Below are 20,045 nucleotides of genomic sequence, written 5' to 3'. Positions count from 1 at the left end.
CGACAAGGGGCTGTATGCCGCGTTTGCGGGCCATCTGTATCTAACCGGCGACGCCGCGCGGGCCTAGGATCAAGGCCTTGGATCAACGAGACCCGTCATGAACGACCTGCCAGCTGCGATCGACTTTCCCGGCCTGACACTGCGCCGCCTGCTGCCGGGCGACCACGCCATGGTCTGCGCCCACCGCGAGGCCATGTTCCTTGAAGCCGGCGGCGACCCGCAGCGGCTCATAAGCATGACCGAGCACTTCGGCCCCTGGCTGCGGCCAAGACTGGCGGACGGTCGCTACTACGGCTTCGTGCTGCTGGACGACGCGCTGCCGGTGGCGGCAATCGGCCTGATGGCGATCGACTGGCCGCCGCATCCGGCCCACCCCTGCCAGGACCAGCGCGGCTATGTGCTCAATGTCTATGTCGAGCCGTCCCATCGCCGCCAGGGCCTGGCTTCGAAACTGATGCGTCTGGCCGAGTCGGAGTTCACCCGGCGCGGCCTGGCCTTCGCGGTGCTGCACGCCACCGAGGCTGGGCAACCGGTATATGCCGGCCTGGGTTGGGCGCCGACCGCGGAAATGGCCAAGACACTCGGCTGAGCGTTCAAGTCAGCCGCGCAAGCGCCGATAGCCCTCATGCATCCATCCGGATGCACGCTTGTGCAGTTACTCAAGGAAGACTTATGCCGCGTCACAACCTCCCTGCGCTGCTGGTGCTGTCAGTGCTCCTTTCGCTCACCGGCTGCAAGGGCCTGCCCCGCTCGACCAGCGAAGACGCCCCGCCGCTGGGCCCGATCCTGCCGGACAGCGAGGCGCGCAATGCCTGGATCGCCCAGGCCCTCGCCCTGGACCCGCTGGCCAGCCAGAACCGCCAGCCACCACCGCGTCAGAGCAACGCGCAAGTCGTCGCCAAGCTGCGCCAGCAGCGCGATCTTCAGTTGCCGGACGCCTACTGGGCGCAATGGCAACACAACCTCGACGCCTTCGATGCCGACGCCGCGCGCCACAAGGAAGCGCAGCGTGCCCACTACATCACCACCTTCACCGATCAGCTCAAGCGCGCCGACGACCTGACCCTGCAACGCCTGGCAAATGCGCCCGACGCCCTGGATGCGGCCACCCGCGAGGCCTGGAAGGTCCGCCTGATCGACCGCTACAGCCGCTACATCATCGACAGCGAAGTGAACCGCGACATCATCGACGCCCACCTGCGGCGCATGGCGCTGATGGATCGGCAATTCGGTGTCTGCGCCCTGGACAGTGACTGCTGGGACCGCGCACCCAAGCCGTGACATTTGACGCCGGGCGCCGCAACGGTCAAGGTCGGTGAATCCCACCGAACCGGAGCCCGACATGCATTTCGACCTGATCCAGTCCCTGAGCCTGGCCGGCAAGCACGATGTGCCCAATGACGATCGTATCGGCAGTGCCGACCGCCACGCCTGGGTCATCGACGGCGCCACCGACCTCGGCGCCCCCGGCCTGCTGGGTGAGCGCGGAGGCGCCGCCTGGCTCTCGGCCACGGCCCAGCGCGCCTTCGCCAATGCCTCGGGGCCACTGCGCGAGGTCTGCGAGACGGTCTTCGACACAATCGCCCAGGCCTACCGGCAGGATCGCCGACGCGAGCCCGTGGCCACCTGGGAACTGCCGCGCGCCGCCTTTGCCGCGGTGGCCATCGAGGGCGAGGAACTGGTCTGCGCGCACTTGGCCGACTGCGTGGTGCTGCATCGCGGCGCGCAAGGTATCCGCTTCCTCACCCCAGAGCCGGACCGCGAGGCCGAGCAAGCCGAGGCCGCCGCCCTCGGTCCTGGTACCGGTGCCCATGGCGTACGTACCCCGGCCGTGCTGGCCGATCGCCGCGCCTCCCGCGAGCGCCCCCGGGCCGTGCTCGGCGTCGATGCCGACCTGTCCCGCGAGGGCACCCTCTATAGCCATGCGCCGGTGGCCGTGGGGGATGATGTCCTGCTGATGAGCGATGGCTTCGCGGCGTTGTTCGACACCTATCGGGCCTATGAGCCGGCAGGTTTCTTCAAGCGCCTGCAAAGCCACGGCCTGGATGACCTGGCACGGACACTGCGGGGTATCGAGCAGGACGATGCCGCGTGCCTGCGCTACCCGCGGTTCAAGATGAGCGACGATGCCTCGGCGATCTGGTTGCGGGTTGGCTGAGCCCCCCTCAGCTCGCAACGCCAGGGCAGGCCTGCGTTTAAAGATGCTAAGCCAGCCGCTTGCGCAGGAAATGGCGGGTATGCCCAGGCGGAAAGTCGGCCAGCTCGCCAAACACCTCGAACCCCAGCTTGCGATAGAAGTCCGGCGCCTGGAAGCTGAAGGTATCCAGCCAGATTCCGCAGCAGCCCTTCTCCCTCGCCAGCGCCTCGGCCTGGGCCATCAGCTCGCGCCCGGTGCCCTGCCCGCGCATCCGCTCGGGCACCACCAGCAGCTCGACGAATAACCAGCGCCCGCCAAGCCTGGCATACAGCCCGCCGACGATTTCATCGCTGGCGGGATCGCGCAGCGTCCAGGCGACGGTAGCCGCTTCGGGGGAGCCGATCACAGTGTCGTTGAAAGCGCGCAAAGGCTTGAGAATCGCATCGTGATGCAGGCTGGTGGCCTGGTCGGTGAAATCGATCGTGAGCGTCATGACAGGTCGTCCGGTTGACCACGTAGGAAGGAGGCGCAAAGCGCGCCGGATTAAATTTACTTCACGCTGCGCCCTTTAGATACAAGGCATTCGACAGCCGCTGAGCCATGCGGCGATCTGCCGACCCCGATCCGTCCTGGCTCGTCCCTCTCCCACTCCTCTGCAGATTCATCCGTGAGCAGCCCGATGTGACCTTCGCGAGCTTTTCGTTGGGGATGGCTACGCCGAGCTCACGGCGGCGGCCGAGAAGGAAGTACATACGGCACCAATACTGTATATTGATACAGCACTTGAGCATCCAAACGGATGGTCAGGCCAGTACCGCTTGGCGGGCTATCCTTTCAGTTCGAGCGGGAGGGATGGGAAATGTGCGGTAGGCTGAGCCAGTACCGCGGTATCCATGACTTCGTGGAGGCCCTGAGCATGCCGGCGGCCTGGCGTAACAACGTCGGGGACCAGGACCTGGGGCGGTACAATGTCGCGCCGACCACGCAGGTCGCCGTGCTCCGGGTAGATGACGCAGGCCCGAGGGCAGACCTGGTGAAATGGGGATGGCGGCCGCATTGGGCGACCGACCGTGCCGCGCCGATTAACGCCCGCGTCGAGAAGGTGGCTCACGGCCCCTTCTTCCGGGCGATCTGGCCACACCGGGCTATCACCCCCGTGGATGGCTGGTATGAGTGGGCGGATGAAGGCGGTCAGAAGAAGCAGCCCTATTACATCCGCCGGCGAGATGGGCGCCCTGCCCTGTGCGCCTCGATAGGTCAGTTCGCCGGCAATGAGCACGACGGGTTCGTGATGATCACTGCAGACGCCCAGGGCGGCCTGGTCGATGTGCACGACCGCCGACCGGTTGTGCTGTCGCCTGCTCTGGCGGTCGAGTGGATCGCAGCAGGCATGCCCAGCGAGCACGCGGAACAATTGGTGCTGAACCTGGGTGAACCGGCAGAGACGTTCGAGTGGTACCGCGTTGGAACAGCCGTGGGCAACGTGCGAAACCAGGGAGCAACGCTGATAGAGCCGGCTCAGTGACGAATCAGAGGCTGATGCCCAAGCGCGTAGAGCTGGTAATCAGAACAGCCTTGAATGAGGGCTGCGCAATTAGCCGCAAGCGCTCAACCTCTTCTGCCGGAGCTCCCGAATCATGCGCACTGTGATACGCGCGCATGTCTTCAAGTGCCACATTCATTGGCGGTTCACCCGCCAAAACCCGAACGATCATGCTCAACAGTCGCGCCCTGGCAGCTCTCGGACGAGCCCGGGAGATTGCAAGCGCTCGAAAGCGAAACGGTAGGCGGGTGTCCGCTGAATCACCGTTCATCTTTCAGCCTGCCGGCAGGTCCCCTCACATGAAAGGCAGCAGCATGCCTGGTTTCATCAACCAGGCGGTCGAAGCGACCTCAATTCGGGCCAGCCCACAGTACAACTGCAGGCACACCTATGCCACGATGTGCCTCATGTCAGGAATGAACCCGGCATTCCTCGCCGGACAGCTTGGACACTCCGTCCAGGTCCTACTCACCACCTACGCGAAGTGGCTGAATTCAGCGAACGATTGGTCCGAGCTGGTCAAGCTTGAGGCAGCGGTAATTGGTACAGAATTGGTACAGGATTAAATTTCGTTCACGTTGCGCCCTTTAGATATAAGGCATTCGACAGCCGCTGAGCCATACTCCAGAATGCAACGGTTTTTTGGGGGAAAACCCTTGCACAGCCAACGACATACCAACATTTAGTGAGCCTCAACGTGAAAACTTCCCTGTCCATCCTCAGCCTGCTGCTGTTGCTCACAGGAACCGCGACCCTACCGTCGACCGCTGCTGCACAACCCCCGGCCCAGGTCCAGCGCGACCCCAGCAAGCTGCACCTGGCCTCCGGCAGCGCCCTGTTGATCGACCTCAACACCAACAAGGAGCTGTACGCCAGCCACGCCGATCGCGTGCGGCCCATCGCCTCGGTCACCAAGCTGATGACCGCGATGGTCGTGCTCGACGCCAAGCTGCCCATGGACGAAATGCTCAGCATGACCATCGCCAATAACCCGGAGATGAAGGGCGTGTACTCGCGGGTGCGCCTTGGCAGCGAGCTGAACCGTCGCGAGACGTTGCTGATTACCCTGATGTCGTCGGAAAACCGCGCGGCCAACACCCTGGCCAACCACTACCCCGGCGGCTATGGCGCGTTTATCAAGGCGATGAACGCCAAGGCCCGCAGCCTGGGCATGAGCCACACCCGCTACGTCGAGCCGACCGGCCTGTCGACCCTGAACGTGTCCACCGCCCAGGACCTGGCCAAGCTGCTGATGGCCTCGCGCAAGTACCCGATGCTCAGCGAGCTGTCGACCACCCGCGAGAAGACCGTGGCGTTCCGTAAGCCTAACTACACCCTGGGCTTCCGTAACACCGACCATCTGGTGAACAAGAGCAACTGGGACATCGCCCTGACCAAGACCGGCTTCACCAACGAAGCGGGGCATTGCCTGGTGCTGCTGACGAAGATGGACAACCGTCCGGTGGCCATGGTGATTCTCGACGCCTACGGCAAGTACACCCACTTCGCCGACGCCAGCCGCATGCGTCAGTGGCTGGAGACCGGCGCGGCCAAGCCGGCGCCGGCAGTGGCCATGCAGTACAAAAGCGAGCGACAGAACCGCGCCCGCGTGGCGGTGGACTGAAGACCTGACCAGGGGCTGCAAGGCAGCCCCTGTAGCGTTGACCCTCGCCTCAGGCGCTGGTGTCGACCGAGCCGCCGGCGCTGGTGCCCCCGGCTTGGCGCAGCGCTTCGAGCAGTTGCGCGGTAGCCGCCATGATCAGTCCGGTGAGGGTGGCGATACTGGCCTGCTTGGCCGTGACAGCTGCCATTTTGGACGGGTCGCGCCTGGCTTGTTCCATCAACTGGGCCAATTGTTTCTGCTCTTCGGCCAACTGCTTCTGCAGGCGCTTGATCTGTTCGCGCTGCTCCTTGATGGCCGGATCTTCATTACTTTCCAGGCTGCTTTCGATCTCTGCGGCCTTGGTCTCGTTCTTGAATGTGTCGCCCTTGAACACCAGGCCGCCCCGCTCGTCGACCGAGGGTGTGCCGGGCGAGGCGTTCGAGTTGGCCGATGCGCCCGAAGACGTGGCGCCAGCAACGCTGGGGATGTTGAGATTGGCTGCGGTTATTCCAACCATTTCTTACCTTCCTTGAGGTGAATTCTTACATGACAGTTATCGGCCAGGCCTCCTCGTTCTTAAATCATCAATCAGTGAAAACAGGCCTGACCTGCGGCGCTCACCTCTCGAAGTAAATTTGCCCACCACTCGTTCGTCCACCTGATACCCAGGCCCTGCCCCGCCGGCAGACCGACCCGATCAGCCCCGCAACGAGATGGCAATGACCAAGACCCGTTCCCGCAAAGCCCTGTACATCGGCCTGCCCCTGGCCCTGGTGGCCGCCCTGGGCGCAGCCGCCGGCTACTACTTCTGGAAGCAGGACAGCGGCTATCCCCGTGCGATCGTGCAGCAAGCCAACGACCTGCACGAACATATGCTTTCCTTCGACAGCCATGTCACCGTGCCGCTGGGCTACGGCAGCGACGGCTACGAGGCAGACAAGGACGGTCGTGGCCAGTTCGACCTGGCCAAAGCGGCCAAGGGTCGGCTGTCGGGCGCGGCACTGACCATCTTCGGCTGGCCCGAGCTGTGGAACGGCCCGAACGCGCCGCACCGCCCAACCCCGGGCTTCGTCGACGAGGCCCGCAACCAGCAGGAAGTGCGCTACAAGATCATCAGCGGAATCGTGCGCGACTTCCCCAATCAGGTCGGCATCGCCTACACCCCCGACGACTTCCGCCGCCTGAACGGCGAAGGCAAGTTCGCCATCTTCATCAGCATGCTCAACGCCTACCCGCTAGGCAGCGACCTGTCTCAGCTCGACCTGTGGAGCAAGCGCGGCATGCGCATGTTCGGCTTCAGCTACACCGGCAACAACGCCTGGGCCGACTCGTCGCGCCCGCTACCGTTCTTCAACGACACCCCCGACGCCCTCGGCGGCTTGTCACCCCTGGGCGAACAGGCGGTCAAGCGGCTCAACGACCTGGGCGTGATCATCGACGTCTCGCAGATGTCCACCCTTGCCCTGGAAGATGTGGCCCGCCTGAGCCGCGCGCCGTTCGTCGCCTCGCATTCGGCGCCGCGGGCGCTGGTGGACATCCCGCGCAACCTCTCCGACAAGGAGATGCAGCTGATCAAGGACAGCGGCGGCGTGCTGCAAGTCGTGGCCTTCACCACCTACCTCAAGCCGCTGAGCAAGCCGACCTTGGAAAAACTCGAGGCCCTGCGCGCACGCTTCGACCTGCAACCGCTGCAAGGCCTGACCAACGCGCTGATGCCGGGCGATCCGATCATCGCCATCTGGCCCGAGGCGCGCTTCGGCGAATATGCCAGCAGCCTCTACGCCATCGTCGACGAGGAGCCCCGCGCCGGCCTCAAGGAATACGTCGACGCCATCGACTACGCCGTGAAGAAGATGGGCATCGACCATGTCGGCATCAGCTCCGACTTCAACGATGGCGGCGGCGTCACAGGCTTCATGAATGTCAGTGAGATCCGCAACGTAACCGCCGAGCTGCTGACCCGTGGCTACTCCGAAACCGATATCGCCAAGCTCTGGGCGGGCAACTTCCTGCGTGTGTGGGGGCAGGTGCAAAAAGCCGCCAACCCGGTGGCCCTGCTTGACAAAAACCGGGAAGCCCGCCATGACTGACCGGCGCGCCTTCCTCAAGCAGGCCGCCGCCCTGGCGGCCAGCCTGCCCTTGCTGCCCAGCGCCCTGGCCGCCGATCCGACGTCACCGACACTGCAAGGCCCGGACAAATGGCGCCAACTGCGCCAACTGTTCCCCCTGGCGCCCGATGTCGCGCACTTCGCCAACTTCCTGATCACCGCCCACCCACGCCCGGTGCAGGAGGCGATCAACCGTCATCGCGCCACCCTGGACCGCAACCCGGCCCTGTGCATGGACTGGGAAAGCCAGTACGAATGGCAGCGCGAGGATGAGGTCCGTGAATGGGCAGGCCGCTACCTGGAGGTGCGCCCGCGCCAGATCGCCCTGACCGGCAGCACCACCGAGGGCCTCGGCATGATCTACGGCGGCCTGCACGTGGCGCCGCACCAGGAGATCCTCACCACCGAGCACGAGCACTACTCGACCCACAACTGCCTGGCGTTTCGCCAGCGCCAGCACGGTACCCAGGTGCGCAAGCTGCGCCTGTTCGACAAGCCCGGCGAGGTTTCCACCGACCGCGTACTGAGCCTGATCGACCGCAGCATCCGCCCCGAGACTCGGGTGCTGGGCATGACCTGGGTACATTCGGGCAGCGGCGTCAAGCTGCCAGTGGGCGCCATCGGCGAGCTGGTACGCCAGCACAACCGCAACCGCGACGAGGCCGAGCGCATCCTCTACGTGGTCGATGGCGTGCATGGTTTTGGCGTGGAAAACGTGCGCTTTGCCGACTTCAACTGCGACTGGTTCATCGCCGGCACCCACAAGTGGATGTTCGGCCCGCGGGGCACGGGAATCATCTGCGCAGCCTCGGAGCAGATGCAGCACCTGACGCCGACCTTCGCCACCTTCTCGCGCAACGAAGACTTCGGCACCATCATGACGCCGGGCGGCTATCACGCCTTCGAGCACCGCTGGGCGCTAGGCGAGGCCTTCAAGCTGCACCTGGCGCTTGGCAAGGCCGATATCCAGGCGCGCATCCACCAGCTCAACGACTACCTCAAGGCGCGCCTGGCCGAGCACCGCGCCATCGAGCTGGTGACGCCTACCAGCCGCGAGTTCTCCGCCGGCTTCACCTTTTTCCGTATCAAGGACCGCGACCCCGACGCCGTGGCGGCTTATCTCAACGCCAACAAGGTCATGGTCGATGCCGTGGACCGCGATGTCGGGCCGGTAATCCGCTTTGCGCCGAGCCTGCTCAATGACGAGCAGCAGGTCGACCGGGCCATGGCGCTTTTACGCACGCAGGTTGGTTGAGGCACCACTTGTCGCAATGGGGCCGCTCTGCGGCCCTTTCGCCGGCAAGCCGGCTCCGCCAGACGCATGCATTTTCGCCTGAGGGCGGCTGTCCTACGCTCCCCGTTGCAGCAGACTTGCCCGCGAACACCGGCAACGCCGATGCCCAGTGCCTGGCCTAGCGCAACAACGCCTGAATCTGCTCGTGCAAGGTATCAAGGTCGAACGGTTTGGCCAGGATCGGTGCCTGGCGCGCGATCGGGCTGCCCGACTCGGCGATCTCCGCGGGGTAGCCACTGATGAAGATCACCTTCAGGTCCGGGCGCAGCTTCACCGCAGGCTCGGCGATCTCGACCCCGGAAATCCCGCCAGGCAAGCGGAAGTCGGTGACCATCAGGTCCAGGTGCGGCTTGCTCGCCAGGATCGCGAACGCCTCCTCCCCGTCCTCGGCCACCAGCACGTGGTAGCCCTCGCCGGCCAGGTAATCGCGCAGGATCATGCGGATAGCCGGCTCATCCTCGACCACCAGTACTACATCTTGTGCATCTTCACTCATGACAACGCCTTCAAATTCAACAGGTTGGCCATCAGACCCCAGCGCTACGCAGAGGTTGCGCGGGCGGGGTCACATTGTTGCGACTGTGCCGACAGCGGCAGATGCACGGTGAAGGTCGAGCCGACACCGGCCTGACTGTCGACCTGGATCCGCCCGCCATGGGCCAGGACGATCTGCTCGGAGATGTACAGGCCCAGGCCCAGACCGCCCGTGGCCTGCTGCGCGGCGACGCGCTCGAACTGCTGGAAGATCCGCTGCAGGTGCTGGGCATCGATGCCGATGCCATGGTCCTGCACCTGCACACAGGCCATGTCGGCTTCTTCGAACACCCGCACCTGTACCGGTTTGCGATCGCCATAGCGCAAGGCATTGGACAACAGGTTGGCCACCACTTGTTCAATCCGAAACTCGTCCCACTCGCCCTGCAGGGCGTCACAGCGCTGCAGTTCGAGAGGGGTGTCCACCGCGCCAGCCTGGGCGGCGAAGTTCTCCACCTGCCCCCGTACAAGCTGACCGAGGTCGAAGGTCCGGGGGCGGATCGACAGCTTGCCGGTACGGATCCGCGAGACATCGAGCATGTCCTCGACCAGGCGGATCAGGCTGTTGATCTGGCGCTCGTCGCGCTCGACCATAGCCTTGAGCTTGTCCTCGCTGAACGCCGCCAAGTTGCCACGGGACAAGTGCAGGCGGCGCAGCTGGGTTTCCAGGATCAAGCCGTTGAGCGGCGTGCGCACCTCGTGGGAGACGATCGACATGAAGTCATCACGCATGCGCACCGCGCGCTCAAGCTCGCCACGCGCCAGCTGCAGCTGGGCCAGCAGCAGCTCCTGCTCCTGGCGGCTCTGCTCCAGGGCCTGCAACTGGCGATCCAGGGCCTTGCGCTGGCGGAACAGGTCGACGAACACCGATACCTTGCTCTTCACCGCCAGGGGTTCCAGCGGTTTGTGCAGGAAGTCCACGGCGCCGCTCTCGTAACCCTTGAAGGCATAGTTCATCTCGCGCCCGGCGGCGCTGACGAAGACGATGGGGATGTTGCGGGTCTTTTCCGTGCCGCGCATCAGTTCGGCCAGCTCGAAGCCATTCATGCCCGGCATCTGCACATCGAGAATGGCGAGGGCGAATTCGTGTTCGAGCAGCAGCGACAAGGCCTGCTCGGCGGACTGCGCCTGGTGCACCTCGCGGTCCTCGCCCTGGATCAGGGCGTCGAGGGCCAGCAGGTTCTCCGGCAGGTCGTCGACGATCAGCAGTTTCGCGGTAATGTGGCTTAGCATGCGCTGGGTTCCAGGGTAGCGAGCAGCTGCCCGATACCGCCAAGGGAAAGGATATGGTCGGGGTCGTGCAGGGCCAGTGCGGCTTCCGGCATCAACGCGACCTGTGCGTCGCGGGGGTCCTGGACAACTGTCCGGCCTCCGCTTTGTCTGATGTGCAACAGTCCGCGGGCGCCGTCTTCGTTGGCCCCGGTCAACAGCACGCCAAGCAGGCCCGTGCCATAGGCATCGGCGGCCGACTCGAAAAGAAAATCGATCGCCGGACGCGAAAAATGCACTGGCGCTTCCTGGCTGAGCGAGAAACTGAAGTCGCGCTCGACCGACAAGTGATAGCCCGGTCCCGCCACGTAGATCTGGCCCGGTTCGATCCGCGCCTTGTCGAGGGCTTCGTGCACCGGCCGCTGCAGACGCCGCTGCAGCACCTCGGCGAGCTGGCTGTGGCGGTCGTCCGGCAGGTGCAAGACGCACAGCACCGGAATGGCGAAATCCGCCGGCAACGCGCCAAGCACGCTGAACAGCGCCGTGACGCCGCCCGCCGAGGCGCCGATGACGATTGCGCGCACGCCGTTCATGTCTTGCGGTAAATCCGCTCGGGCCGCACCAGCGGCTCGAAGCCTTCACTGTAGGCCGAGAAGTCCACCGACTCCTTGCTCCCCAGCACCAGGAAGCCGCGGTGGCACAGCGACTCGTGGAACAGGCCCAGGGCACGGTCCTGCAGGCCCTTGTTGAAGTAGATCAGCACGTTGCGGCACGACACCAGCTGGGTCTCGGAGAACACGCTATCGGTGGCCAGGCTGTGGTCGGCGAAGGTCACGTTGTCACGCAGGCTGGAGTCCATGATGGCGTTGCCATAGGCGGCGGTGTAGTACTCGGAGAAATCCCGTCGACCACCGGCCTTGCGGTAGTTCTCCTCATACTCGCTCATGACCTGCATCGAGTAGATGCCCTGCTTGGCGCGCTCCAGCGAGTGCGGATTGATGTCGGTGGCGTAAAGGATGGTGCGTTCCAGCAGGCCCTCCTCACGCAGCAGGATAGCCATTGAGTACACTTCCTCGCCGGTACTGCAGCCGGCGATCCAGATCTTCAGCGACGGCCAGGTGCGCAGCAATGGCACCACTTCGTTGCGCAGGGCGAGGAAATGACCAGGGTCTCGGAACATCTCGCTGACCGGGATCGTCAGGTATTGCAGCAGCTCGAGGAACATGCCCGGGTCGTGCAGTACCCGCTCCTGCAGCGCCGACACCGTGCGGCAGTCGAACTGGCGCACGGCGTGGAGAATCCGGCGCTTGATCGAGGCGCCGGAGTAATCGCGAAAATCATAGCTGTACTTGAGGTAGATCGCCTCGATCAGCAGCCGGATCTCGATATCGGTGTTGCGTTCACTGGTCAAGATTTCAGATTCGCTCCAATTGCGGCAGCCAAACCCGGATCAGCGAGAACAGGCGGTTCAGGTCGATCGGTTTGGCCAGGTAGTCGTTGGCCCCGGCCTGCAGGCAGCGCTGCTGGTCGTCCTTCATCGCCTTGGCGGTCACGGCGATGATCGGCAGCTTGCGCCAGCGTGGCTGTTGGCGGATCAGGCGGGTGGCCTCGTAACCGTCCATCTCCGGCATCATCACGTCCATCAGCACCAGGTCGATGTCGTCGTTGGCCTCCAGGCACTCGATGGCCTCGCGCCCATTACGGCCGATCTCGACGATGGCGCCCTTGTGCTCCAGGGCGCTGGTCAGGGCAAAGATGTTGCGCACGTCGTCGTCCACCAGCAGGATCTTGCGCCCCTCGAACACCTTGTCGCGACTGCGCGCGGTCTTGAGCATGCGCTGGCGTTCGTTGGACAGCTGCGACTCGACCTTGTGCAGGAACAGCGTCACCTCATCGAGCAGGCGCTCGGGCGAACGGGCGCCCTTGATGATGATCGAGCGCGAGTACTTGAGCAGGTCGGCCTCCTCCTCGCGGGTGAGGTTGCGCCCGGTATAGACGATCACCGGCGGGAAGCTGCGGATATCCTCGGCGGTCATGCGCTTGAGCAGCTCATTGCCGAGCATGTCAGGCAGCTTGAGGTCGATGATCATGCAGTCGTAGATGTTCTCGCGCAGCAATGCGAGGGCGTCCTGGGCCATGGCCACCGCGGTGATCTGGATATCGTCGTCGCCGATCAGGCGGGCAATGCTCTCGCGCTGCAGGTCATCGTCCTCCACCAGCAGGATGTGCTTGAGCTTCTGCGTGAGCTTGGCCTCCAGGCGACCGAACACCGCCTTGAGCTCCTCACGGCTGGTGGGCTTGACCGCGTAGCCCACCGCGCCCATGTGCATGGCCGCCTCGACGCGGTCCTCGACCGAGATGATATGCACCGGGATATGCCGGGTAGCGGCCTGTTCCTTCAGGCGCTGCAGCACGGTGAGCCCGGAATGGTCGGGCAGGCGCATGTCCAGCAGGATGGCGTCGGGCAGGTACTGCGCGGCCAGCTCGAAGCCTTCATCGGCGGCATGGGCGACCAGGCAGCTATAGCCCAGTTCGTGGGCCAGGTCGAAAAGGATGCGGGCAAAGTTCGGCTCGTCCTCGATCACCAGGATGCAGCGGTTGTCGAACGGCGCCTGGGCGCGGTCGTCGGCGAAGGTCGGGGCCGGACGCTCGGTGTGCACCGGCGCCGGTACCGGCGGTGCAGGCGGCAGTTCATCGACCGCCGGACGCAGGCTGTGCACCTCGACCTGCTGCGCCGACGGTTCGAAGTGCTCGGGCAGGATCAGGCTGAACACGCTGCCCTGCCCCGGGCTGCTGTCGACGTTGATCTGCCCGCCCAAAAGGTGCGCCAGGTCGCGGGAGATCGACAGGCCCAGCCCGGTGCCGCCGTAACGACGGTTGCTGGTGCCGTCGACCTGGTGGAAGGCGCCGAAGATCGCCTTCTGCTGGTCGGCGGCGATGCCAATACCGGTATCGCGCACCGCGAAGACGATGCCCAGGCCGGCCTGGTGGCTGATGTCCAGGCTGACCTGGCCGCGCTCGGTGAACTTGATGGCGTTGGACAGCAGGTTCTTCAGAATCTGCTCCAGGCGCTGGCGATCGGTGAACAAGGTCGCCGGCAAAGGTTGCTCGAGCTTCACCTCGAAGCCCAGGCCCTTGTCCTGGGCCAACGGCTGGAACATGCCCCGCAGGCCTTCGACCAGGCGTTCCAGCGGGGTGCTCTCTGCGCGCACCTCCATCTTGCCGGCCTCGACCTTGGCGATATCGAGGATATCGTTAATCAGGTTCAGCAGGTCGTTGCCGGCCGAATAGATCGACTCGGCAAACTTGACCTGCTCCCCGCTGAGATTGCCCTCGGCGTTCTCGGCCAGCAGCTTGGCCAGGATCAGCGAGCTGTTGAGCGGCGTGCGCAGCTCATGGGACATGTTGGCGAGGAACTCAGACTTGTACTTGCTCGAACGCTGCAGGTCGTCGGCACGGGCCTGCAGTTCGACCTGGGCCTGGTTGAGCTCACTGTTCTTGCGGTCCAGGGCCTCGGTGCGCTCGGCCAATTTCTCGTTGGTCTGCTCCAGTTCCGCCTGCTGGGTTTCCAGGTGCGCCTGGGACTCCTTGAGCACCCGCGACTGCTCCTCGAGCTCTTCGTTGGCGGTCTTGAGCTCCTCCTGCTGCACCTGCAGTTCCTCGTTGAGCTGCTGGGTCTCGGCCAGCACCTCTTGCAGGCGCTGGCGGTAGCGCGCGCTCTCGATGGAGATACCCAGGTTCTCGGTGATCCGCTCCAGCAGCTCCACGTCTCGGTCCTGCAGCGCGCGCAGGAAGCCCAGTTCCAATACACCATTGACCCGCCCATCGTCGTGGGACGGCACCAGCACGCCGCTGCGTGGCAGGCCCTGGCCCAGGCCCGAGCTCAAACGGTAGTAGTCCTCGGGCAACGCGTCCAGGCGCATCATGCGCCCTTGAACCACCGCCTCGCCCAACAAGCCGGCATGATCGCCCAGGCGCGGCTCGCTACCCTGCTGTTCGGCGTCCAGGCCATAGGTGGCGACGCGCACCAACTGGCCATGTTCGTCGCGTACGTACAGTGCGCCGACCACGCTGCCCAGATAGCCGGCGAAGAAGCGCAGGATATTGTCGCCGAGCATGGGCAACGTCAGTTGCCCCAGTACCTGCTCGGCCAGCTGGGTCTGTCCGGCGCGCAGCCAGGCCTGGTGTTCCAGGCGCTCGGCGGCGCGTTGCTGGGCCTCCAGGTTCGCCACGTAGTTGGACGACAATGCCAGCAGGTCGCGCCGCCCCAGGTAGGCGAGCAAGGCGCTGAGCGTGACGATGAACAATATGAAGGCCGAGATCGCCGTGACCGTAACCGTGCTCACCGTCTCGTTGCGCGTCGTGCGCAATTGCTGCTCGGAGTTGATGAAGGCGTCGAATTCACTGCGGATCGCGTCAGTCAGGCGCTTGCCCCGCCCACGACCGATCGACGACGTTACGTCGCCCTGGTTGCGGCGCTGACTGATCATTTCGTTGCCGAAGGTGTTCCACTCGCGCTGCAAGGCCGCGATGCGGTCGATACGGTCGACTTGCTGGGGGTTGTCCGCCACCATCACCTTCAACGTGTCCAGGCTACCCAGGATACGTGGCTTGGCCACCTCGTAGGGGTCCAGAAAGCGCTCCTCGCCGGTCAGCAGGAAGCCGCGCATGCCGGTCTCCATGTCGATCGACAGCTTGATCGCCTCGTTGGCATTGCCGATCACCCGGTCGGTGTGCTCGACCCACTGCATGGCCGAGAGCAGGTAGTTGATCACCGCGACAAACGCCACGGCACCGAGTAGCCCCACGCCCAGGGGCAGGCCGACGTTGCGGCTCAGCAGTTTGCGAAAGCTGCGTTGGTCCATCGAGGCTGCTTGAATCATCTGAAAGTGCCCGAGTGAAAAAAATCCATTGAACAGTCCGACGGCTACGTCTTGTAAATACTGCCTGTGCCAGACTGGCCGGAGAATACCGCGAGTCTAACCAGCTTTGGTGGATCTGGCAGGGCATTTAGCCAGTATTTGAAGCCTGTCTGCAGCAATCGTTCCATCTATTTGCTCATGCCGTTAAGCTTGGGAACTTCTGCCATCGCCTTGCGCACAGAGTAGAGACAATCCATCGAAACAGGATCCGCACCATGCACCTTCTGGTAGTCGAAGACGACGACATCGTACGTATGCTGATAGTCGAAGTGCTCGACGAACTGGGCTACACCGCCATCGAGGCCGACAGCGCCGGCGCGGCCCTTAAGATCATCGAGGATCCCGACCAGCCCCTGGCCCTGTTGATGACCGACGTCGGCCTGCCCGACCTGCGCGGCGAGGAACTGGCCGCCAAGGTGCGCGAGGTCCGGCCCCTGCTGCCGGTGCTGTTCGCCAGCGGCTATGCCGAGAGCTTTACTGTGCCCGAGGGCATGCACCTGATTGGCAAGCCGTTCAGCATCGATCAGCTACGCGATAAAGTGCTGGAGATTCTCGGCGCGCCATAGCGGATCGCCGTCGGCAAAAGGCCGCTCCTCGGCGTCCAGCAAAGGCACAGGCTGAAATATTTTGAACGTCTTGTGCTTTTAAGCTTCCAACGTTCGAGGTATGCCTCTGCCCCCGGAAAGCCACCATGAAGATGCCCTGCCGCGCCCCCTGCGTCTTGCTGGAACTGGACTTCGTCCGCGATACCCTGTTCGGACCGATGGCCCAGCGCGCCGAATGCCAGGTTCAGTTGGCGGCCATCAATCTGCAAGGCCGCGCAGCTTTGCGCCTGCATATCCAACCGCCTTTGCCGGTGAAGATGGAAAAGGCCCACAGTGTCGCCTTCGCCTGGGAGGGGCGTAGCTACCGCGGATTGGTCCGCGACTCCGTCAAATGCGGCGATGGCGGAATCAACCTGCTACTTGAGCTGCAATAAACCTTACGCTAAGCGATAGCCTTACGCACACTTGACTGAACGTCACGCTGTGCTTTCACACGAGCGACCAATCCCAACAAATCATGGCAGGAATTGAGACTGGCCACAGGCACGCCGGTCACGGTCAGGCAGCTGTCCAGGCTCTCGCCCTGTCCCAGGCGAATGGTAAGGTGTTCGCCGTCCGGGCAGCTCACCTCGCAGCGGTCAGGCAGGCAGGCCTGTTCGATCATCTGCCGCATCTCAAGCATTGAAACGCCAATCAACGACATGGTACGACCCTCTCTGTACTGGATGGCCTGTTGGGTGTGGTACGCCCTCGACTAGCGTGTCGCCAATTGATATTGCCCATGCCTGGGTACAGGTCCATTCGCCCAGGCAATGACTTCGTCGAAGTACCTCTAGCACCTTAGTGGAAGAAAGCACCGGCAGGTCGACGTTCGATCGTCAACATCAATTTCGCGACGGGTGGTCGCCACCTACAGCTGCGCCAGCTCCTCACGGCAGAACTCCACGAACAATTGCGCCGGTTTGGTCAGCTGCACCCGCTTGAGGTGCGCCGCCGCCAAGCCCGACAGGGCCACGGGCTCGGTGATGTCGAGGGTCACCAGGCGCTGCCCGTCATAGGTAAACTCGGAGTGCGGCCGGGTCACCAGCAACGAGAAGCCGAAGCCCTGCCCCACCATGCCCCGGACCATTTCGATGGACGGCGAACTGAAGACAATGTTCGGCGTCAGTCCCAGCTCATTGAACAGACTGACGAAGTAGGTGCGGCTTGGTGCCACATCGAGCAGGATCATCGGCTCCGGGCACAGGTCGCGCAGCGATACCTGGGTTTGCCCTGCAAAACGGTGCTTTTCCGGCAGCAGCACATAGGGTTTCTGCGCCGGCATCAGCGGCTCGGTTTCGATGGTGCCGTCCAGATCATGGTCGTAGAGGAACGCCAGATCGAAAGTGCCCGCCGTCAAGCCCTGGATCAGGTCCTGCTGTTCGCCGTCGCGCAGGCGGATATCCACCCCCGGATAACGCTGGCGGAAACCGGCGATCAGCCGCGGCAGGTACAAAGGCGCCACGGTCTCGAAACAGCCGATGTCGATCTGCCCGGCCACCGTGTCGTTGTCGGCCAAGGCGTTCTGCTCGAACTCATGGGCCATTTGCAGCAGGGCCCGGGTCTTGGCGTAGAAGCGCTTGCCGCTGGGCGTCAGCGACACGCCCTGGGCGTGATGGCGGATAAACAGCTGCACGCCGAAGCTCTCTTCCAGGCTCTTGATCGCAGTGGAAATCGACGGCTGGGCGATATACAGCTGGCGCGAGGCCTCGGCGACGCTGCCGGCCTCCACCGTGGTGACGAAGTATCTGAGTTGGCGCAAGGTATAGGAAGCCACGTTGACCTCTCGCGGGATCTTTTCTGCCAGCTTACCTCGGCTTGACGCCTACGCGCCGATCGCCCAGCCAAGGATTTACCTTGAGGTTGAGTATAATTTTCCGTTGCGCCGCCAAACCGACCCCAGTCGTCAGACGGTCTGCAACGGAATCTCCCCGGCACCGCCCTTGCCGTCGCGCCGCTCGCTCATCCAGTCATTGACCTTCTGCCCGAACTCGGCGGGCGCCTTGCGCCCGAAACGCCGCGCCAGGTCGAGGATGGTCTGCTGGGCCAGCGCCTCCTCCATGCGCTTCTGCGCCCCCAGCATCACCGCATGGATCGCGCAGGTGCCTTCGGTGGCCCAGGTCGGCGCGGTGCCTTCGAACACCGCGCAACGCTCGCGGATCTCCCGGCAATCGAAGAGTTTCTTCGGCCCGTCGATAGCCGTGACGATATCCAGCACGGTGATCTCGTCGGAGGGTCGCGCCAGACGGAAGCCACCGCGCACGCCTTCGGTCGCCGCCACCAGTCCGGCACGAGCCAGCTTGGTAAAAACCTTGGCCAGGTATTCCTGGGGTACGCCCTGCAACTCAGCCAGGTCGCGCACGCTGGACTCGCGACTATCGCCGCGCTCGTCCACCAAAAATAGCAGGCAGTGGATGCCGTATTCGACGCCGGCGCTGTAAAGGGACATATCAATCTCCGACCAAATCTGTCGCAAATAGTACGCTCTTCATTGATGACAGGCAAAGCCGGTCGTCGCCGCGCAAGTACATCAACACCCCCACATAAGCCAATAAACACGCTAGCTACAGCCGATACATCAACGCTTGCGAAAACACGCCCCGGAAAAAAACACTTGCCGAATAAAACTACGACCAATAAAGTCGTAGTTATGCGGCAGGCAGTGAACGCCTCATCGAAGCCCTTTTTCCTACCCTTGCGGAGCACCTACATGACCTCTCGTATCCTGATCATCGGTGCCGGCTTTGCCGGTGTCTGGAGCGCCCTGAGCGCCGCCCGCCTGCTTGACCAGGCCCAGCGCGACGACGTGCGCATCAGCGTGCTCGCCCCACAGCCGCAACTGCGCATCCGTCCACGCTTCTACGAAGCCGCTGTCCACGGCATGCAGGCACCGCTGGAGGCACTGTTCGACGTGGTGGGCGTGGAATTCATCCATGGCACCGCCGACAGCATCGACAGTGCTGCCCGCCAGGTCGGCTATCGCGATGCCGATGGCCTGCCGCAGCAGCTCGCCTACGACCGTCTGATTCTCGCCGCCGGCAGCCAGGTGGCCCGCCCCGCCGTGCCGGGTCTGGCCGAGCACAGCTTTGATGTCGACCAGATGGAATCGGCCATGCGCCTGGAACAGCACCTGCACGGCCTGGCCAGCCTCCCCGCCTCGCCGGCACGCAACACCGTGGTGGTCTGCGGCGGCGGCTTCACTGGCATCGAGACCGCCACCGAGATGCCGTCGCGCCTGCGCGCCATCCTCGGTGAAAGCAATGCCCGCGTGGTGCTGATCGACCGTGGCGCCAGCGTCGGTGCCGCCCTCGGCGCCGGAATCACCCCGGCCATTGTCGCCGCCAGCGAACAGGCGGGTGTCGAATGGCTGACCGGCACCTCGGTGATGGCGGTGGATGCTGGCGGCGTGACCCTGGACAACGGCGAGTACATCGCCAGCAAGACCGTGATCTGGACGGCCGGCGTCAAGGCCAGCCCGCTGACCGCGCAGGTGGCCGGCGAGCGTGACGGTTTCGGTCGCCTGCGGGTCGACGACCACCTCAAGGTGATTGGCCAGACGCACATCTACGCCACCGGCGACATGGCCTGGGCCGCGGTGGACGAACTGGGCAACCACGCCCTGATGACCTGCCAGCACGCCATCCCCATGGGCCGCCACAGCGGCAACAACGCCATGGCCGACCTGCTGGGCGTGGCGCCGGTGGCGTACCGCCAGCCCAAGTACGTCACCTGCCTGGATCTTGGCGACTGGGGCGCCGCGTACAGCGAAGGCTGGACCCGCGAACTAAAGCTGCAGGGCCAGGAAGGCAAGGACCTAAAGCGCCAGATCAACTCGGTATGGATCTACCCACCAGCCGCTGACCGCGCCCAGGCCCTGGCGGCGGCCGACCCGCTGATTCCGATCGTCGCATGAACGAAAATAATAGGCCCGTCCCGGAAGTGACGGGCCTGTTTGCATGCGTCATTACATTGAACGACTGGTCAATAATAGTGGCGTTATGTCATCATTCAGAAAAAACAACATGAACCGTGAGGATATAACCCCTTTCGCAGTGCATCGAGAGCCTTTCCAGCCGAGCCCGGTCAGTCCGCGCTCTTGACGCCTGCCAGC

At 64.0% G+C, this 20,045-nt stretch carries 21 protein-coding genes; 11 read left to right on the top strand and 10 right to left on the bottom strand.

Going from position 1 to position 20,045, the window contains the following annotated elements; all coding sequences use genetic code 11:
• Window positions 1–97: 97 nt before the first annotated feature.
• The 3 genes from AC25ND_RS08590 (at window position 98) to AC25ND_RS08580 (ending at window position 2,158) form a co-directional block, all read left to right on the top strand.
• On the top strand, window positions 98–589 hold the full coding sequence (locus AC25ND_RS08590; RefSeq protein WP_028689415.1) for a GNAT family N-acetyltransferase: 492 nt from the start codon (window positions 98–100) through the stop codon (window positions 587–589).
• Window positions 590–672: 83 nt separating this feature from the next.
• The gene (locus AC25ND_RS08585; protein WP_028689414.1) at window positions 673–1,281 is read left to right on the top strand and encodes a hypothetical protein; all 609 of its coding nucleotides are present in this window, start codon (window positions 673–675) and stop codon (window positions 1,279–1,281) included.
• Between the two features lie 61 nt (window positions 1,282–1,342).
• The gene (locus tag AC25ND_RS08580; RefSeq protein WP_028689413.1) at window positions 1,343–2,158 is read left to right on the top strand and encodes a protein phosphatase 2C domain-containing protein; all 816 of its coding nucleotides are present in this window, start codon (window positions 1,343–1,345) and stop codon (window positions 2,156–2,158) included.
• 46 nt (window positions 2,159–2,204) lie between these two features.
• On the opposite strand, the gene AC25ND_RS08575 is transcribed toward AC25ND_RS08580, so the two are convergent.
• Window positions 2,205–2,630, bottom strand: coding sequence for a GNAT family N-acetyltransferase (locus AC25ND_RS08575; protein WP_028689412.1), 426 nt, complete (start codon window positions 2,628–2,630; stop codon window positions 2,205–2,207).
• A 366-nt stretch (window positions 2,631–2,996) separates the two neighbouring features.
• Here AC25ND_RS08575 and AC25ND_RS08570 point away from each other — a divergent pair, with 366 nt between their 5' ends.
• The 3 genes from AC25ND_RS08570 (at window position 2,997) to pbpG (ending at window position 5,304) form a co-directional block, all read left to right on the top strand.
• Entirely contained in the window at window positions 2,997–3,662 is a 666-nt protein-coding gene (locus tag AC25ND_RS08570) for an SOS response-associated peptidase (protein WP_186594980.1), read from the top strand.
• A gap of 317 nt (window positions 3,663–3,979) precedes the next feature.
• Window positions 3,980–4,246 carry a hypothetical protein gene (locus tag AC25ND_RS08565; RefSeq protein ID WP_486976231.1) on the top strand — a complete coding sequence of 89 codons (267 nt, stop codon included), beginning with the start codon at window positions 3,980–3,982 and terminating at the stop codon, window positions 4,244–4,246.
• A gap of 131 nt (window positions 4,247–4,377) precedes the next feature.
• Window positions 4,378–5,304, top strand: coding sequence for a D-alanyl-D-alanine endopeptidase (pbpG, locus tag AC25ND_RS08560; RefSeq protein WP_028689409.1), 927 nt, complete (start codon window positions 4,378–4,380; stop codon window positions 5,302–5,304).
• A 49-nt stretch (window positions 5,305–5,353) separates the two neighbouring features.
• Here pbpG and AC25ND_RS08555 read toward each other — a convergent pair whose 3' ends face one another.
• Window positions 5,354–5,800 carry a hypothetical protein gene (locus tag AC25ND_RS08555; RefSeq protein WP_028689408.1) on the bottom strand — a complete coding sequence of 149 codons (447 nt, stop codon included), beginning with the start codon at window positions 5,798–5,800 and terminating at the stop codon, window positions 5,354–5,356.
• Between the two features lie 202 nt (window positions 5,801–6,002).
• Between AC25ND_RS08555 and pvdM the strand changes: the two genes are divergently transcribed.
• Together pvdM and pvdN are read left to right on the top strand one after the other, a co-directional pair.
• Entirely contained in the window at window positions 6,003–7,373 is a 1,371-nt protein-coding gene (gene pvdM, locus AC25ND_RS08550) for a pyoverdine-tailoring dipeptidase-like protein PvdM (RefSeq protein WP_062364281.1), read from the top strand.
• A complete protein-coding gene (pvdN, locus tag AC25ND_RS08545; RefSeq protein ID WP_028689407.1) occupies window positions 7,366–8,646 on the top strand; it encodes a pyoverdine-tailoring periplasmic protein PvdN in 1,281 nt (426 codons plus the stop codon). The genes pvdM and pvdN overlap by 8 nt, the downstream gene beginning before the upstream one ends.
• 157 nt (window positions 8,647–8,803) lie before the next feature.
• Here pvdN and AC25ND_RS08540 read toward each other — a convergent pair whose 3' ends face one another.
• Genes AC25ND_RS08540 through AC25ND_RS08520 form a run of 5 tightly spaced genes read right to left on the bottom strand, consistent with a single transcriptional unit; the run spans window position 8,804 to window position 15,311 of the window.
• Window positions 8,804–9,181 (bottom strand): response regulator, encoded by a 378-nt coding sequence (locus AC25ND_RS08540; RefSeq protein WP_028689406.1) that lies wholly within the window; start codon window positions 9,179–9,181, stop codon window positions 8,804–8,806.
• Window positions 9,182–9,225: 44 nt separating this feature from the next.
• Entirely contained in the window at window positions 9,226–10,452 is a 1,227-nt protein-coding gene (locus tag AC25ND_RS08535) for a hybrid sensor histidine kinase/response regulator (protein WP_236179451.1), read from the bottom strand.
• Window positions 10,446–11,021 carry a chemotaxis protein CheB gene (locus AC25ND_RS08530; protein ID WP_062364283.1) on the bottom strand — a complete coding sequence of 192 codons (576 nt, stop codon included), beginning with the start codon at window positions 11,019–11,021 and terminating at the stop codon, window positions 10,446–10,448. Before AC25ND_RS08530 ends, AC25ND_RS08535 begins: the two co-directional genes overlap by 7 nt.
• A complete protein-coding gene (locus AC25ND_RS08525; protein ID WP_028689403.1) occupies window positions 11,018–11,839 on the bottom strand; it encodes a CheR family methyltransferase in 822 nt (273 codons plus the stop codon). The genes AC25ND_RS08530 and AC25ND_RS08525 overlap by 4 nt, the downstream gene beginning before the upstream one ends.
• A gap of 4 nt (window positions 11,840–11,843) precedes the next feature.
• Window positions 11,844–15,311, bottom strand: a complete 3,468-nt coding sequence (locus AC25ND_RS08520) for a response regulator (RefSeq protein ID WP_062364286.1) — start codon at window positions 15,309–15,311, stop codon at window positions 11,844–11,846.
• Between the two features lie 254 nt (window positions 15,312–15,565).
• Between AC25ND_RS08520 and AC25ND_RS08515 the strand changes: the two genes are divergently transcribed.
• Together AC25ND_RS08515 and AC25ND_RS08510 are read left to right on the top strand one after the other, a co-directional pair.
• A complete protein-coding gene (locus tag AC25ND_RS08515; protein WP_028689401.1) occupies window positions 15,566–15,916 on the top strand; it encodes a response regulator in 351 nt (116 codons plus the stop codon).
• A 125-nt stretch (window positions 15,917–16,041) separates the two neighbouring features.
• Window positions 16,042–16,329 carry a hypothetical protein gene (locus AC25ND_RS08510; RefSeq protein ID WP_028689400.1) on the top strand — a complete coding sequence of 96 codons (288 nt, stop codon included), beginning with the start codon at window positions 16,042–16,044 and terminating at the stop codon, window positions 16,327–16,329.
• Window positions 16,330–16,337: 8 nt separating this feature from the next.
• Here the strand turns inward: AC25ND_RS08510 and AC25ND_RS08505 are convergent, their stop codons facing one another.
• The 3 genes from AC25ND_RS08505 to AC25ND_RS08495 all read right to left on the bottom strand — a co-directional run bounded on the left by AC25ND_RS08505 (window position 16,338) and on the right by AC25ND_RS08495 (window position 18,383).
• Complete coding sequence (locus AC25ND_RS08505; protein WP_186594967.1) at window positions 16,338–16,598, bottom strand: DUF1652 domain-containing protein; 261 nt, start codon at window positions 16,596–16,598, stop codon at window positions 16,338–16,340.
• Between the two features lie 207 nt (window positions 16,599–16,805).
• On the bottom strand, window positions 16,806–17,711 hold the full coding sequence (locus AC25ND_RS08500) for a LysR family transcriptional regulator (RefSeq protein WP_028689398.1): 906 nt from the start codon (window positions 17,709–17,711) through the stop codon (window positions 16,806–16,808).
• A gap of 129 nt (window positions 17,712–17,840) precedes the next feature.
• Window positions 17,841–18,383 carry an RrF2 family transcriptional regulator gene (locus tag AC25ND_RS08495; RefSeq protein ID WP_028689397.1) on the bottom strand — a complete coding sequence of 181 codons (543 nt, stop codon included), beginning with the start codon at window positions 18,381–18,383 and terminating at the stop codon, window positions 17,841–17,843.
• 261 nt (window positions 18,384–18,644) lie between these two features.
• On the opposite strand from AC25ND_RS08495, the gene AC25ND_RS08490 reads away from it, so the two are divergent.
• Window positions 18,645–19,847: an NAD(P)/FAD-dependent oxidoreductase gene (locus AC25ND_RS08490; protein ID WP_236179449.1), complete on the top strand. Its 1,203-nt coding sequence runs from the start codon at window positions 18,645–18,647 to the stop codon at window positions 19,845–19,847.
• Window positions 19,848–20,045: the final 198 nt, after the last annotated feature.

The sequence above is a fragment of the Pseudomonas sp. P110(2024) genome, assembly GCF_057480795.1.
The sequence above is the reverse complement of the archived record's forward strand: the minus strand, read 5'-3'. Positions and strand labels throughout refer to the sequence as shown.